This window comes from Chryseobacterium binzhouense (genome assembly GCF_007474545.1).
Taxonomy (GTDB): Bacteria; Bacteroidota; Bacteroidia; order Flavobacteriales; family Weeksellaceae; genus Chryseobacterium; species Chryseobacterium binzhouense.
In genome coordinates this window covers 658,875-673,532 of sequence record NZ_VKOG01000001.1, presented here as the reverse complement: position 1 = coordinate 673,532, position 14,658 = coordinate 658,875, and the positions used below count along the sequence as shown (strand labels likewise).

Genomic DNA, 14,658 nt, shown 5'->3' with positions numbered 1-14,658 from the left:
TTAGTTATTATTTAGTTAAAACAAAAAACATTCATGGAAAGAGAACACGATCTGGCTGCCGGAGACAAGCTTTGGAAAAAAATCTGGTTTCGCATTATTTATCGGGCAGATACCAGAATGGGAAAACTTTTTGATGTGGGTTTGCTGATTCTTATTTTGCTGAGTACATCTATCATCATGATGGAAAGTATTCCGAAGCTCAATAAGGAGTTTAATCTTTATTTTATAATAATTGAATGGATTATTTCTATCATTTTTACCATTGAATACGGAATGAGAATAGCCGTTGTTAAAAATAAAAAGAATTATATTTTCAGCTTTTTCGGAATTATAGATTTTCTTTCACTTGTTCCCTTTTATCTTAGTTTTTTCTTCCCTTTCACCAAATATTTCCTGATTTTCAGAATGCTGAGAATGCTGAGAGTTTTCAGGATTTTTAATCTTCTGGATTTTATGAATGACGGGTTTGTGATCGTAAGAGCATTGCGAAACAGCTCAAGAAAAATTTATATTTTTCTTCTGTTTCTGGTTATCTTTTCTGTCATCGTAGGCTCTTTAATGTTTATGGTGGAAGGTGGAAGACAAGGATTTGAATCGATCCCTCAATCTATATATTGGGCAGTGGTGACAGTAACTACTGTAGGATATGGCGATGTCTCACCGATTACTCCTGCCGGAAAAATTTTCGCAGTTATTCTGATGCTTGCTGGTTATTCTATCATTGCTGTTCCTACGGGAATTGTAACTGCAGAAATGAGAAATAAAAGACAGAATCTGGAAAAGGTGTGTGAACGCTGCGGAAATGAAGATATTGATGATGATGCAAGATATTGCAAACAGTGTGGCAAGAAATTGGCTTAGTAGTTTTTATAAAAATTCTATTAATTCAATACCACCAAAATCATGGAACCACAAAAAAGAAACAGACCCAACAATTTAGTTCTTGTTTTAATTGCTTTGACAGCATTAATGATTATTATATACGGCGTACTCGTTATGTTTTTCCCAGCCGTTTTTGAAAATATGAATACAGGCGAAATACAACCTGTAAGACCTAATGAATAATTCTTAAATCTGAATGTCTTAAAGTTTTGTTATTTGTAATATAACTCTTTTAAGTTAGTTATTGTAGATATTAACATAGGTTTAATAGTCAAAAATAGTTGGTAAAATTCTTTGAAATGCTGATAATTAGTGATGATATAGAAAGTTTATTGAACTTTGTTTCAATAATTTTTTTTATGGCTGAAAATTCAAAAAAAATCGTTGCTGGAGTTGCAAAAGTCTAGATGTGATTTCTTGGGGGAAGCAAAAGGGTAAGCGTCGATTTAAATGTAAAAATTGTGACATTTATTTTACTTCCGAAAATAAATCTGTGAGCCTGAAAAACAAAGAAATCTGGTTCAAAAAATGGATTGTTGGAAAACAGACTTATGAGCAGATTTCAATAGAGTCCGGATATTCTGTCAGTACGCTTCAACGGTATTTTAATGTAATGCTTGAGAAAGCTCCAAAGCTAAGTTACAGCCAAAACAAGGAGGTTTACCTGCTCATTGATGGCACTTACTTTTCTAATGAGATCTGCCTGGTCGTGTACCGGGACAATGTTTTTAAACAAACTCAGCTCTACAGAATTACCGACGGTGAGCATTATGAAGAACTGAAAGAGGATTTGGAGAATATTCTGAATCTGGGAATAAAAATTGGCGGAATAACCTGCGATGGCGATAAATCTTTGCTGAAGGCTATCCGTAAAGTCTGTCCGAAAGTTCCTGTTCAGAGATGCCTGGTTCATATACAGAGGATGTGCAAAATATGGCTTTCTGCCTATCCAAAGTCTGCAGCGGGTTTTGAGCTGCGTGAAATTGTCTGCAAGATTCATTTTATTGATAATGAAGTTAAAAAACAATACTGGATCAGGGAATTTTTAGATTGGACTGAAAAGCATCACGAATTTTTGAATGAAAAATCATACAGCCAGGAAACCGGGAGATATTGGTACACTCATAAGATGGTGCGAAGATGTTTTTCGGTTATCAGAAAGGCTTTACCCAATATGTTTACCTTCCTTCAAAATCCTAAAATCCCGAAAACAACCAACGGAATAGAGTCGTTTTTCGGTCACCTGAAAGGTAATCTCAACATTCATCGGGGGCTCACCAAAAGTCGGAGAAAAAAGTTTATCCAATGGTATCTTTTTTATAAAAATATCAACTCGTAAAAGGTTTTATTAGCCATTGAGCTGTTCCAATAATTTACAAAAAAAGGATGGCAAAACCATCCTTCTAAACTATTGTTTACAGCGTCGATTGTATTGCTGATGAGTTGCACCTTTGCATTGCTCATTTCCTCTTCCAATCAACCGCAGAATATTACAAATTATTTTTGTCAAAAGCACCAACTATTTTTGACCACATTACCTTATATTTAAAAGATTCTTATTTTTGGTTTTCAGTATAAATCATTCTTAAAAAATCTCCATACGAGCGATCCAAAACGGTAATATCTCCTGATTTAAGATTAATTCCAGGTTCGCCATAAGTATTTGAACGGACTCTGAGTGAAGACATCTGAAAATATTGAGCAGAAGATCCAGATTGCCCAGAAATTTTTATGGTCGATCCCAACAGCTTTTTAGTAGAAATTACGTATGTATCTCCAGAAATGGTTTTAATTGACATAAATGATCTTGGCTGCAGAACATATTCCTGCTTATTAATGCTTATCTTTTGTGGCTTCTGTGACGAGGAAAATATATAAACGAGATCAGATGGTTTTGAAAGTTCTTCTTTAGAAGAATAATAAAGTTTAATTTTATAATTAGCCGGATTAAAAGGCTGAATTTTTCCATCAATCGTTTCTATCGGTTGGTAGGCAAATGAGTTAGCTCCAATATCTTTTGCTTTTTTATAAACATTTGCAAAAACCGCCAAATCATTATCAGAGTAACCTATCACATCGATTTCCCCTAGATATTCCGCATTGGTAATATCTTTTCCTATCTGAAATAAATATTTATCATTATTGTCATTCGTCTTTTCAACTTTGGATAGATAAACATTCTGTGCATGTAAGAACAATCCTAACAAAAATAATATACAAACTACAAATTTTCTCAAATTCATATTATTTTATTAATAAATTAACACAATCCTCAAGACTATTCTCCCAATGTTTCGGTTCAATTTGGTATACTTTCTCAATTTTATCCAAATTCATTGTACTTCTTTGAGGTCTTTTTGCCGGGGTAGGATATTCTTCTGTTTTCAGTTGATTTAACTTTATTTTTGAATGTGAAAATTCTGCAATTTTTTTTGCAAAATCAAACCACGTTGTTTCAGGATAATTTGAGAAATGGAAAACTCCAAAATTTTTATCTGGACTTTCTACAATAGTCATAATCGCTTCAGCTAAATCATTGGCATTGGTTGGCTGACCAAACTGATCTGCAACAATTCCAAGTTCATCACGCTGGGAAAATAAATTGAGCATTGTTTTTACAAAGTTTTTATTGAACTCCGAATATAGCCATGACGTTCTCAGAATAACTGTTTTTGGATTATTTTCTAAGGCAAGTTCTTCACCTAAAAGTTTGGATTTCCCGTATATTCCTACAGGATTGGTGAAGTCATCTTCCGAATAGTCTAAATTGGTTTCCCCGTCAAAAACATAATCAGTAGAAATATGAATGAGAACTGTATTGTGTTCAGCACATGAGGATGCAAGATTTGCAACGCCATAAGCATTTACAGCAAAAGCTTTTTCTTCTTCTTTCTCTGCCAAATCTACAGCAGTATATGCAGATGCATTAATACAAAAATCAGGTTTATACTCTGCAAAAAAATCATTCACTTTTCCTTGGTCTGTAACATCTAAGGTCTGAGAATCAGCAAAAATAAAATCGTAGTCCAATTCAAAATCAGGGGCTATTTTTCTGATACAACTTCCGAGCTGACCGTTTGCTCCTGCAACAAGTATTTTTTTTTGCATTGTTTATGAACTTTTTGCGTTTTGTATTCTTAAAAATTTTGATCTGGACTGAAAATCTTTTTGATCTAAATCAACAAAGAATTTCCCAAATGTTTCTTTAATTTCTTTCGGATGCACTTCAGATTTTCTTGTTTTTACATTAAAATAGATCACCGTAACCCAAAGTACAGCATGAATTGTTTTCTCGTCCTGACTTTTCATCAGAATTTCAACTTTTGCGGTCCTGTCTCCTACTTCAATTGTTTTACTGCTGATTACTACCTGATGATTATATCTCACTTCTTTAAGATAAGCTATTTCATTCTGAATGGCTATCCATGTACAGCCGGTCTTTTGAGTATATTCTTCGTAGGTAAATCCATAAAATTCTTCTACATGATCTTCTCTTGCATTGAACATGTATTCAAGATATTTGACATTATTAAGATGTCCGATAGGATCACAATCACTAAATCTTACTTTTACGGTTGTAGAAACTTCTTTATTCATAATGCAAAAATAAAAAAACCACCTCTAAAAAAGGTGGTTTGTCAATCTTTTAACAACAATATTATTGTATGTTTAATTCTTTTTTTACTGCTGCAGTAGCATCCGGACCGGCTTTGTATAGAATACCTGTAGAATTTGAGTCCATTACATATTCATAGCTGTTTGCTTTAGCTACTTTTTCGATAGCTGCGTTTAGTTTCTTTTCAATCGGATCATAAGCAGCGGTTTGCTTTGCTAAAAAGTCTTTCTGCGCTTTATCCTGCATCTGCTGGATTTCCTCTCCCAATTTCTTCATTTCTGCTTCTCTTGCAGTATTTTCTTCAGCTGTTTTTTTAGGAGCTTCAGTCTGATACTGTTGGAATTTTGCCTGAGCTGCATCTGCTTTCTTTTTAATCTCTGCTTGCTTAGTATCTGCAAAAGTATTCAACTCTGTATCTGCTTTTTTCTTTTCCGGCATTGCATTAAGAATCGCTGCAACATCCAAAGTAGCAATTTTTTGAGCTTTTGCCATACCTACAGATACAACCATCATTACTGCTGCAAATAATACACTTAATTTTTTCATAACGGGTAATAAATAATTAATTTGTTTTTAGATTTTAAATTTAAGTAAAAGTTAAGTTCCGAAAAAACTTTTACTATTTTTTATTTGATTTTTTCTCTTTGTCTTTCGTTCCTTTTAGTAAAATGTCTAATACTTTATCTGTATAGTCATATCTTTTTTGAAGAAATATCACATTTACGTCATTGCTTTTATCAAAAACGATACCTAAGCCATTTTTCTCTGACATCTCTTTGATGGCAGTCCAAATCTGATCCTGAAACGGCTGCACCAGATTAGTTCTTAGCTGAGTAATTTCTCCATTCTTACCAAATCTTAAGCTGGTGGTCGTTTTTATGCTTTTGTCTAAATCTAAAACTTCTTTCTCTCTCAGCTTAAGCTGATCTCCGATCAACAAAACTCTTTCGTTTTCAAAAGCTGATCTTTTTTGATCATATTCAGCCTGCAATCTTTGCAAATCCTGCTCCCATGTATCAATCTGAGCATTAAGTCTTGCTGCTGCTTCCTGATATTCCGGCATTTTATTTAATATATATTCAGTATCTACCACACCAATTTTCTGAGCATGGGTAAAGCCGAATAACAAAAAAGCGAAAATGGTGAAGAATGTTTTAAACTTTTTCATATCGTTATAAAGATTGGTTCATCAGGAAGTGTGTTTTGTTTCCTGACACATTTCCGTCAATTGTTTTATCAAATCCGTATGCGAAATCAAATCCTATTAAACCAAATGCTCCCATATACACTCTTACTCCCACACCAACAGATCTTTTAAGCTGGAAAGGATTGTATTTATTCCATGAGTTCCAAACATTACCTCCTTCCGCAAAAGTAAGTCCGTAAATCTTTGCCGTTTGATTCAATGAAATCGGATATCTTAACTCTAACGTAAATCTGTTATAAATAGTACCTCCTCCTCTTTGAGTAATATCTTCTGCCTGACCTCCGTAAGTAGAAGCATTTTCGTAACCTCTCAACGGGATAAGCTCTCTACCATCAAATCTACCTCCAAACAGACCAGTTCCTCCTACATAAAACCTTTCAAACGGCGGTGCTCCCAATTCTTTATTGTAGCCATCCATAAAGCCCATTTCTGCAGACGAACGTAACACCAATTTTCCCACTACCTCATTATAGATATCTGCCTTGAATTTAATTTTATAAAACTCCATCCATTTGTATTTGTCGACAGGAGTCATTGTAGAGTAGTTTTTATTGCTGAATAGAGAAAATGGAGGTGTAAATTTACCTGACAATTCTATATTAGAACCCATTGTAGGGAATATTGGATCAATACCCGCAGAATTCCTGCTTAAACCAACATTCAAACTTAAGTTATTTGCGTTACCGTATAACTCTGTAGAGTCACCAAACTCAAATGGATAATTGCTAAAATTATATTTCTGATACTGAATCCCTGTGTATAGAGAAAAGTAATCATCCGGCCATCTTAATAACCTGTTTAAACCAACAGTAGCAGAAAATATATTTAATCTTTGATCTGGTCCTGAAACCTGATTGTAATTTACTCTTGAATTATTTAAACTTACAGATAATGCAGTCGGCTTGGTTCCGAATAACCATGGCTCTGTGAAAGAAACTCCATAATTCTGGAAAAACTGTCCTGCCTGAGCCTGAATAGATAAGGTTTGCCCATCACCTTGTGGTACCGGTCTGAAATCTTTAAACTTAAGGAAATTTTTCAATGAAAAATTATTAAATGTAAGCCCTAAAGTTCCGATAAAGCTGTTACCACCATAACCTGCCTGAAGTTGTACCTGAGACGATCCTTTTTCCACTAATTTCCAACCGATATCAACGGTATTATCCTGTGGATTTGGCTGAATGTCCTGACCAATCTGCTGCGGATCAAAGAATGACATGGATGCCAGATCAAAATAAGTTCTCTTTATTTCAGTTTTCTTGAATAATTCCCCAGGTTTGGTTCTTAACGCTCTTAAAATCACGTGGTCATGAGTAGTTGTATTACCAGACCAGGTAACTTTATTCCAGGTTGCCTGCTCCCCTTCTGTAATTCTGATTTCCAGATTAATAGCATCTCCCTTGACAGATTTCTCTACCGGAACTACATTGGAAAATAAATAACCATTATTCATGTATAAAGATCTAAGGTCGGAATCATCTTCCTTACCTCCGTCTTCACCTACTTTTTTGTTAAAACCAACAGCATCATAAATATCACCTTTTTTGTAACCCAGCAAACGCTGAAGATATTCTGTAGGATAAACTGTATTACCTACAAAAGTAATATCTCCTATGTAGTATTTTTTACCCTCTTCAAGCTTTACGTTGATTTCGTAATTGTCTTTCTTATTTCTCCAGACAGAATCAGATACAATTTTAGCATCTCTGTATCCTAATGAATTATAATAATTGATTAAGTTACGTTTATCTTCCTGATATTTTTCTTCAATAAATTTTGAAGATTTTAAAATCCCGCCGATTCCAAATCTTTTTTGTTTGGTTTCTTTAAAGGCTTTTTTTCTTAGTTTAGAATCGCTTACACTTTCGTTTCCTTCAAACTCAATGTGGCTTATTTTAATTCTTTTTCCTTTATCAACATTGATTGTCCAGTCCACAAGATTAGGATCACTTGCATTGATTTTATCTTCAATTGTAATCTTGGCATCAGCAAATCCTTTCTTTACATAATCTTTAGGAATATTGGTTTTAAGACTGGAAACTAAATTCTGGGTAATTTTTGTACCGGGTTTTAGATTATTATCTTTTGTTAGTTTTTCGTTTTTGGATTTTCCGATTCCCTTACCAGCAAATTTCACCTCTCCAAGTTCTTTAAGATCCTGAAGATAAAATCTTAAAACAACAGTCTTTCCTTCAATACTTTCTATATACACTTCAACCTCCGAAAAAGATTGAGAATCCCAAAGTTTTTTAATAGCATTACTGATTTTCTGCCCCGGAATATCTACTTCCTCTCCTTTTAAAAGTCCTGTAAATCTTAAAATTTGTGCGGTCGAGAATTTTTTTACCCCATCTACAACAATATCTTTAAGAATGTATGTTCCTGTCTGGTTTTCTGCAAGAACGGCAGTTGTACTTACCTTTGTGCTGTCCTGTGGAGTTACCTGTCCATAAAAATGTGCAGAAGCCGCAAACATAATGATGGGTAATAGTCTAAACTTCATTTTATCGTAATCTTTCTTTTCTTAAAATTTTATTGGATTTGAACTTGATCGCCGGTAAGACCGTATCTTCTTTCCTTGTTTTGATAATCTACAATACACTGAAAGAAAATATCTTTGGTAAAATCCGGCCACAGAACATCTAAAAACTGTAGTTCTGCATAAGCTATCTGCCAAAGGAGAAAATTGCTGATTCTTATTTCGCCGCTTGTTCTTATAAGCAAATCAACAGGAGGAAAATCTTTTGTATAAAGATAATCTTCAAAAAGTTTTTCATCAATTTTTTCAATTTCTACTCTGCCTTCTTTCACATCTTTACTGATGTTTTTTACAGCATTAAGTATTTCGTTTTGCGATCCGTAGCTTATTGCCAAGACCAAGTTTCCTTTTGTGTTTTCTTTTGTGAGATCTACCACCTTCAGCAGCTGATCTTTTACCAATGGAGGCAATTTATCTAAATTACCTATCACGTGCATTCTTAATCCTTTACTGAAAATCTCATCTGCTTCCAGCAGTAAGGTTTCTGTAAGCAGAGCCATCAGTGTGTTTACTTCATCTTTAGGTCTTTTCCAGTTTTCCGAAGAAAACGTGTAAAGCGTAAGATAAGGGATATTAATCTCGTTGCATGCGTTGATTGCATTTCTTACTGCATTAATCGCATTTTTATGACCGAAAGTCCTTTCTTTACCTTTTGATTTTGCCCATCTTCCATTACCATCCATGATAATAGCCACATGTTTCGGCAAATTCTCAGAATTAATCTTTTCTTTTATCAATGACATCTTTTTCTTAATCACAATAACATGGCGGTCTTCCGAAAGAATACGTAAGTCCTACACTAAATGTATTCATCCAGTCTCGGGATTCTGTATCACCCAAAGCTCTTCTGTTGATAATTGCAGCTTCTCTTTCTTTAGACACAATGTAATAATTCCCCGTTTCCAATAATGATCCTCCTGTATTCGGGCTCAAAATTTCTGCATTATAATTTGAGACAACATCTTTAGACAATACTTTACTATGATCTAACTGATCTGTTAAAACATATCGGAAAGTTGCTTCTGCAAATATTGCCCATCCATGATTAAATTTATATTTTAAACCCACTCCAAAAGGAATCTGAGCTACCGTTTTCTTTCCTAAAGAATATTCTGTTGTAGTCACAAAATCCAATTCATCAATAGGAGCCTGCGCAACGCCATCAGAATTCCTTCTGAAATCATGTCTAACAGTTGCTTTCGGAGCATCAAACATCACCCCTCCAATACCTCCAAAAATGTATGGACTTACCATACTCATCTGCTCATTATTTACCGGAAAGAAGTTATATTCAAAAACTAAGCTCGCTTCATAAATATTATTCTTCCCAAAAGAGTTTCTGTTTCTTCTATACTCCTCTTTAGCCGCTTTATCGCTAAACTGCACCTGATTGTATCCCAGATCTAATCTTACAGTTTGGTGAGGATTAAAATTAAATCTATATAAAATACCACCATAAAACGGAAAGCCTAAATCTGAAACCCTGTTCAAATCCAAAGGCTGCTGCAAAATGTAATTGGTTTTACCTATATCTCCAACAAGATTACTCATCCCCAATCGAATTCCCAATTCATTTCTTTGTGCTTTCATACTTACCACCGTTCCTAAAAGGGTAAGAAAGCTAAACAATAATTTTTTATTCATAAAGAATACGGATTTATGGTTATTTTAAAATTTAATTTTTGCAAATATAAAACATTTTTATATTAATGATATTCTTAATGTTTAGTTAAAAATAAACAAAAAAATATAATTTGTTATAAAGTAAACGACAAAGTAGCAAATTTATTCTTTTTTTAATACTTATGCCTAAAAAAATAAAAAAATAAACCCCGCTGAACAGGGTTTACATATTTATCTGTTGAGAATTGCTTTAAATTTATTTCTCAGTTTGATCAGAAATGGCTCCTTGTAGTTTTTATCTTCATCAAAATAGCCATATCCATAGCCATATCCGTAGCCATAACCATATCCATAACCGTAACCATAACCTTGTTTAGCTACATAATCATTATAGATCAATCCTAAATGCTTAATTTCATCATTATGATATTTTTCTGTAATCATTTTAAGCATATATTTCTCGGTATATTCATGACGAACAATATATAAGTTGGCATCAGAATGTTTCATCAGTTCATAGGAATCTGCAACCAATCCTACGGGTGGAGAATCTATAATAATAAAATCATAGATTTTTTTAAGCTCTTCAATAAATTGAATATTTCTTTCACTCATAAGCAATTCTGACGGATTGGGAGGAATTGGCCCTGAAGTGGCAACATCAAGATTCGGAACATTCGTTTTATTGATAATCTGATCAATAGTGGTTTCACCTGTAAGATAATTAGATATACCAAACTTATTATCAATATTAAAATCTCCGAAAATTTTAGGCTTTCTTAAGTCCATACCCAATAATATGGTTCTTTTATCGCTTAATCCTAAAACTGAAGCTAAATTAATTGACACATAGGTTTTCCCTTCACCACCGACCGAAGACGTAACCAAAATCACTTTACTCTTATTGTCCTCACCTGATAAAAATCTCACATTGGCACGAATTCCTCTAAAGGCTTCCGAAACAGAAGATTTTGGCGAATCTAAAACGGTAAGCATATTATCTGTAGAATTATTACCGATGACTCCAAGTAAAGGGATTCTCGTTACACTTACCAGTTCCTTAATATTTCTAATCTTACTGTCAAACAAGCTTCCCAACAATATAATTAAAAGCGGAAGGGCAAAAAGGCTTCCGAAAATTGCCATTTTTGTTCCTTTGATATTAGGACCAATAGGAGCCTGACCAAGATTTTTTGCCGGGTCTATCACAGTAATATCCGATTGATTGGTAGCAAGTCTCATTTTACTGTCATTCTGCCTGTTTAGAAGACTGTTGTAAGTAGCTTCAATCATGTTATACCCTCTTTCGGCATCCAGATATTTTCGCTGTTTTTCCGGATAAGTTGAAAGTTCTGAGCTGGCTTCTGCAATTTGCTGGTCAATTTTATTAATCTCCGAAGTGTAAACATTGTAAACATTTCGTAATGATCCCGAAGAATTGGTCATTGCTTCATTTATCAGTCTGTTGATTTCTTTAATCGGCTCAGAGTTCGGCGTGTAGATTGTAGCGATCTCTCTCTTCTTAGCATACAATGCTTTCAATTCTGATACAGATGCGGAAAACATACCATCATCAAATCCGGCTGCAGAAGGACTAATCATCTTATCAAAATTTCTTGAATCTACAGAATTTCTAATGTTTCTAAGAGAATTCATTTTACTTAGAAAATCTGCTTTTTTGGCTTCCAGATCTTTTATTCTTTCCAAAGACTTTTCATCCCTGTTTGTAATATCGTATAGCTTTTCTGAAACCTTAAGGTAATTAAGATAAGTTGCACTTGAATCGAGCTTTTTTCTTATAGAATCCAAACTTTCCTTCAAATAAAGTTCAGTTCTTTTATCAACGGTATTTTTATCCTGAAATCTTTTTTTACGGAGCTCCTCAATGGATGTATTGAGGAAATTAACGGTACTGTTAAGATTATATCCTGTTTTGGAAACAATCATTATCGTATTGATCTCTTTATCAAATTCAACTCCAACAGAGTTAATAATCCCATTCACGGCATCATTAACCGTAGAAAGATTTACAATAACGTTATCTAGTTTGATTCTGCTTTCTATAGGATTACTTATTAATCTGAAACGAAGATTCGGAGAAGTGTACCACTCATTTACCTTAATAATTTTATTGGCAGGTCTTGGAAAAGCATCAATACTCTGAAACCCTTCAAATTCGTAAGAATAAAGATTTGTGGACTGATCTTCTTCAGGAAGAACTACTTCATAAGAGTCTTTTCCTTTAGGAATAAGTGTTATGGGATAATTTACCTGCTGCAAATGCTTCCTGTCAACTTCTAAAAACACCGGTGAATCATCTTTATCCAGATAAGTTGCCTTGATCGTACCTTTAGTCTGATAATTCACAAACAGATTAAGCTCTTTTACCAGATATTCATTATGAGATCTGGACAAAAGCATTTTTTTGAGATAGATACCATCCTGGTTACCACCTTGTCCCCAAATAAAATTAATTGACTGATTGGGGGTAAAATAACTTGAAGTATTATTGGATATACTTAATGACAGGCTTGACGAATATATATTCTGCGCATAATATTTACCATAAAACCATGAAACTACATAACCTATGGAAAGCATTAAAGCAAACCAATACCAGTTTTTAAGAACCCTTCTTAAAAAATGCTCTACATCAAACAACGCAAATGATCCGTATTTTTCTTTCTGCTCATCCGATTTACTCTTTGCATTCTGCTTTTCAGGAATCATAGCTTAAAGATTTTTAATGAGTAAGTAAATTGATAAAGCCGTAGTAATTACAGATACTCCGCTTATGATAGTCTGAAGAGGATCTTTTCCAAATCCGTTCAAACTTCTTCTGTTTGTAGTAAGCAAAATTTCATCACCATTTTGCACATAGAAATATGGAGAATTCATTACATCTTCACGGGTGAGATCTATTTTTGCTTTTTTTATTCCTTCAGGAAGCTTCCTGTAAATAACAATATTTTTTCGGTCAACCGTACGGTTCAGGCCACCGTTCATTGCAATAGCTTCGGTGAGTGTAAGGGTATTTTTGTAAGCTTTTTTCTCACCCGTCATTCCTGTTGTTTCGATATCACCCAGAACAAAATACGTTATCCCATCAGTATTTAGTCTTACCTGAGATTTTCCTTCCTGGAAATTCTCATTTACTTTTTCCTGAATTTCAGCACTTATTTCATCTATCGTTCTTCCTTCTGCTTTAATGAATCCTATTCCAAAAATATTGATCTCGCCTTTAGCGTCAACCTTCAATCCTCTAAAATAGATAATTGCATCGCCCCCTCCGTTTGCACCGCCGGCACCTCCTGCCATGGTAATAGAAGCGCCTCCTGCAGACGAAGCATTTAAATTAGAATAAAACTGAGCTGCATCACCTTTAGGCGTGGTAACAATGTCTAAAGTTAACATATCATTTTTGGTGACTCTGTAAACAGGAATATTGTAAGGAATCAGGCCTTCTTCATTAATAACCAGACTTTCGTTTTCCTGCATATATTTTACATCTTTGGAAGTAATACAAGAAGTAAGAAAAAATAGCACTATGAGAAATAATAAATTTTTATAAATTTTCATCGTAATAAAATGTAGTTTGCAAAAATAGAAATTTAATTAATACTTTTTTGTTTATTGTTTTGTAATGCAGATACAGCATCCGGAATATATGCTCCGACAAATCCCAAAAACATTACTGTAAAAAGCAGAAGGTTAACATTGGAATGACGCAGAAAATAAGTCACGCCAATAATAAAAAGATAGTAAGTCACAATATAAAAACTTGATCTCCTATGAGTTAGGTTCAGCTTTAATAATTTATGATGAATATGATTTTTATCTGCTTCAAATGGAGATTTTCCCTTCCAAAGCCTCACAATAATTACATTTAAAGTATCGACAATAGGCAGAATAAGAATAGCGACAGCAATTACCGGCGCAGATTTCAGGTGATATCTGGGAACATCTACACGATTTTTATCTATGAATATATCTATGAAGCAAATACAGGTAAAGGCAAGTAAAAAGCCCAAAAGCATAGACCCTGTATCTCCCATGAATATTTTTGTTGCTCTGTAGTTGGATAAATTATAGTATAAAAAAGCCAGTACAGAACCAATAATTACAAAAGAAAGTACAACCAGCGGATAATTATATTCGCCCAATCTGTAATAGCTGATGCCGAAAATAGCACTGCAAATGATAGAATAACCTCCTGCAAGTCCATCAATTCCGTCAATGAGATTAAATGCATTGATAAGTATAATAAAAGTAATTATTGAAAAAAATACACTAATCCAATAATTAATTTCAAAAATGCCAAAAATACCAAACAAGCTTCTGATTCTCACATCTGAACCAATGACAATAAACACAGAAACAACAATCTGGGCAATCAGTTTTTTGTAAGCCCGCATAACTACAATATCATCCATGATTCCTATATAGAGAAGGATGATAAGTGAGGCAAAAAGAAATTTGTACAAATCAAAAATTTCATATGCAAAAATAGACATGCATATTCCGATTGAATAAAATATGGCAATTCCTCCCAGATTCGGTATTTTTCTGAGATGTGAGCTTCTTACACCCGGTTCATCCATCAGGTTTTTTTTCCGGGAGATCTTAATAATTGTAGGAATTGAAAAAAAAGTAATTAAAAAAGAGAATAAAAAACCTAACCCTACTTTTACATAAAAAATAGAAATACCTGTCTGGGTTAAGAACAATTCAAAATTTTTCATCGTTGTCTTTATTAGTTTCTTCGCCAGATTGGGAAAGCAAAGATTAAAA

Annotated in this window: 13 protein-coding genes and 1 pseudogene; 3 read left to right on the top strand and 11 right to left on the bottom strand. The window is 33.8% G+C overall.

The features are described 5' to 3' along the window. The first annotated feature begins 33 nt into the window (after positions 1-33). The 3 genes and pseudogenes from FNE73_RS03075 to FNE73_RS03070 form a co-directional block, all read left to right on the top strand. Positions 34-861, top strand: coding sequence for an ion transporter (locus FNE73_RS03075; RefSeq protein WP_143883308.1), 828 nt, complete (start codon positions 34-36; stop codon positions 859-861). A 42-nt stretch (positions 862-903) separates the two neighbouring features. Then, a complete protein-coding gene (locus FNE73_RS16665) occupies positions 904-1,065 on the top strand; it encodes a hypothetical protein (protein WP_160811848.1) in 162 nt (53 codons plus the stop codon). A 211-nt stretch (positions 1,066-1,276) separates the two neighbouring features. Continuing rightward, positions 1,277-2,221: pseudogene (locus FNE73_RS03070) on the top strand (IS256 family transposase, variant Zn-binding type); the annotation flags it as partial. A gap of 217 nt (positions 2,222-2,438) precedes the next feature. On the opposite strand, the gene FNE73_RS03065 reads toward FNE73_RS03070, so the two are convergent. The 11 genes from FNE73_RS03065 to FNE73_RS03015 all read right to left on the bottom strand — a co-directional run bounded on the left by FNE73_RS03065 (position 2,439) and on the right by FNE73_RS03015 (position 14,609). Then, the gene (locus tag FNE73_RS03065; RefSeq protein ID WP_143883306.1) at positions 2,439-3,125 is read right to left on the bottom strand and encodes a hypothetical protein; all 687 of its coding nucleotides are present in this window, start codon (positions 3,123-3,125) and stop codon (positions 2,439-2,441) included. 1 nt (position 3,126) lies between these two features. Beyond that, positions 3,127-3,990: a dTDP-4-dehydrorhamnose reductase gene (gene rfbD, locus FNE73_RS03060; protein WP_143883305.1), complete on the bottom strand. Its 864-nt coding sequence runs from the start codon at positions 3,988-3,990 to the stop codon at positions 3,127-3,129. 3 nt (positions 3,991-3,993) lie between these two features. Continuing rightward, positions 3,994-4,479, bottom strand: coding sequence for an acyl-CoA thioesterase (locus FNE73_RS03055; protein ID WP_143883304.1), 486 nt, complete (start codon positions 4,477-4,479; stop codon positions 3,994-3,996). A gap of 61 nt (positions 4,480-4,540) precedes the next feature. Further along, positions 4,541-5,044, bottom strand: coding sequence for an OmpH family outer membrane protein (locus FNE73_RS03050; RefSeq protein WP_130914299.1), 504 nt, complete (start codon positions 5,042-5,044; stop codon positions 4,541-4,543). Positions 5,045-5,117: 73 nt separating this feature from the next. Beyond that, positions 5,118-5,666: an OmpH family outer membrane protein gene (locus FNE73_RS03045; RefSeq protein WP_143883303.1), complete on the bottom strand. Its 549-nt coding sequence runs from the start codon at positions 5,664-5,666 to the stop codon at positions 5,118-5,120. 4 nt (positions 5,667-5,670) lie between these two features. After that, on the bottom strand, positions 5,671-8,208 hold the full coding sequence (gene bamA / locus FNE73_RS03040) for an outer membrane protein assembly factor BamA (protein WP_143883302.1): 2,538 nt from the start codon (positions 8,206-8,208) through the stop codon (positions 5,671-5,673). Positions 8,209-8,237: 29 nt separating this feature from the next. Further along, a complete protein-coding gene (locus FNE73_RS03035) occupies positions 8,238-8,987 on the bottom strand; it encodes an isoprenyl transferase (RefSeq protein WP_143883301.1) in 750 nt (249 codons plus the stop codon). Positions 8,988-8,994: 7 nt separating this feature from the next. Further along, on the bottom strand, positions 8,995-9,888 hold the full coding sequence (gene porG, locus FNE73_RS03030; RefSeq protein WP_143883300.1) for a type IX secretion system protein PorG: 894 nt from the start codon (positions 9,886-9,888) through the stop codon (positions 8,995-8,997). A 210-nt stretch (positions 9,889-10,098) separates the two neighbouring features. Further along, the gene (locus tag FNE73_RS03025) at positions 10,099-12,597 is read right to left on the bottom strand and encodes an exopolysaccharide transport family protein (RefSeq protein WP_143883299.1); all 2,499 of its coding nucleotides are present in this window, start codon (positions 12,595-12,597) and stop codon (positions 10,099-10,101) included. A 3-nt stretch (positions 12,598-12,600) separates the two neighbouring features. Beyond that, positions 12,601-13,446 carry a polysaccharide biosynthesis/export family protein gene (locus FNE73_RS03020; RefSeq protein WP_143883298.1) on the bottom strand — a complete coding sequence of 282 codons (846 nt, stop codon included), beginning with the start codon at positions 13,444-13,446 and terminating at the stop codon, positions 12,601-12,603. 32 nt (positions 13,447-13,478) lie between these two features. Next, on the bottom strand, positions 13,479-14,609 hold the full coding sequence (locus FNE73_RS03015) for a glycosyltransferase family 4 protein (RefSeq protein ID WP_143883297.1): 1,131 nt from the start codon (positions 14,607-14,609) through the stop codon (positions 13,479-13,481). Positions 14,610-14,658: the final 49 nt, after the last annotated feature.

What these genes read in the sequence shown, in the direction of transcription:
- FNE73_RS03035 (WP_143883301.1), bottom strand. Translation starts at nt 8,987, where the DNA reads ATGTCATTGATAAAAGAAAAGATTAATTCTGAGAATTTGCCGAAACAT.
- FNE73_RS16665 (WP_160811848.1), top strand. Translation starts at nt 904, where the DNA reads ATGGAACCACAAAAAAGAAACAGACCCAACAATTTAGTTCTTGTTTTA.
- FNE73_RS03050 (WP_130914299.1), bottom strand. Translation starts at nt 5,044, where the DNA reads ATGAAAAAATTAAGTGTATTATTTGCAGCAGTAATGATGGTTGTATCT.
- FNE73_RS03020 (WP_143883298.1), bottom strand. Translation starts at nt 13,446, where the DNA reads ATGAAAATTTATAAAAATTTATTATTTCTCATAGTGCTATTTTTTCTT.
- FNE73_RS03065 (WP_143883306.1), bottom strand. Translation starts at nt 3,125, where the DNA reads ATGAATTTGAGAAAATTTGTAGTTTGTATATTATTTTTGTTAGGATTG.
- FNE73_RS03025 (WP_143883299.1), bottom strand. Translation starts at nt 12,597, where the DNA reads ATGATTCCTGAAAAGCAGAATGCAAAGAGTAAATCGGATGAGCAGAAA.
- FNE73_RS03045 (WP_143883303.1), bottom strand. Translation starts at nt 5,666, where the DNA reads ATGAAAAAGTTTAAAACATTCTTCACCATTTTCGCTTTTTTGTTATTC.
- FNE73_RS03015 (WP_143883297.1), bottom strand. Translation starts at nt 14,609, where the DNA reads ATGAAAAATTTTGAATTGTTCTTAACCCAGACAGGTATTTCTATTTTT.
- bamA (WP_143883302.1), bottom strand. Translation starts at nt 8,208, where the DNA reads ATGAAGTTTAGACTATTACCCATCATTATGTTTGCGGCTTCTGCACAT.
- rfbD (WP_143883305.1), bottom strand. Translation starts at nt 3,990, where the DNA reads ATGCAAAAAAAAATACTTGTTGCAGGAGCAAACGGTCAGCTCGGAAGT.
- porG (WP_143883300.1), bottom strand. Translation starts at nt 9,888, where the DNA reads ATGAATAAAAAATTATTGTTTAGCTTTCTTACCCTTTTAGGAACGGTG.
- FNE73_RS03055 (WP_143883304.1), bottom strand. Translation starts at nt 4,479, where the DNA reads ATGAATAAAGAAGTTTCTACAACCGTAAAAGTAAGATTTAGTGATTGT.
- FNE73_RS03075 (WP_143883308.1), top strand. Translation starts at nt 34, where the DNA reads ATGGAAAGAGAACACGATCTGGCTGCCGGAGACAAGCTTTGGAAAAAA.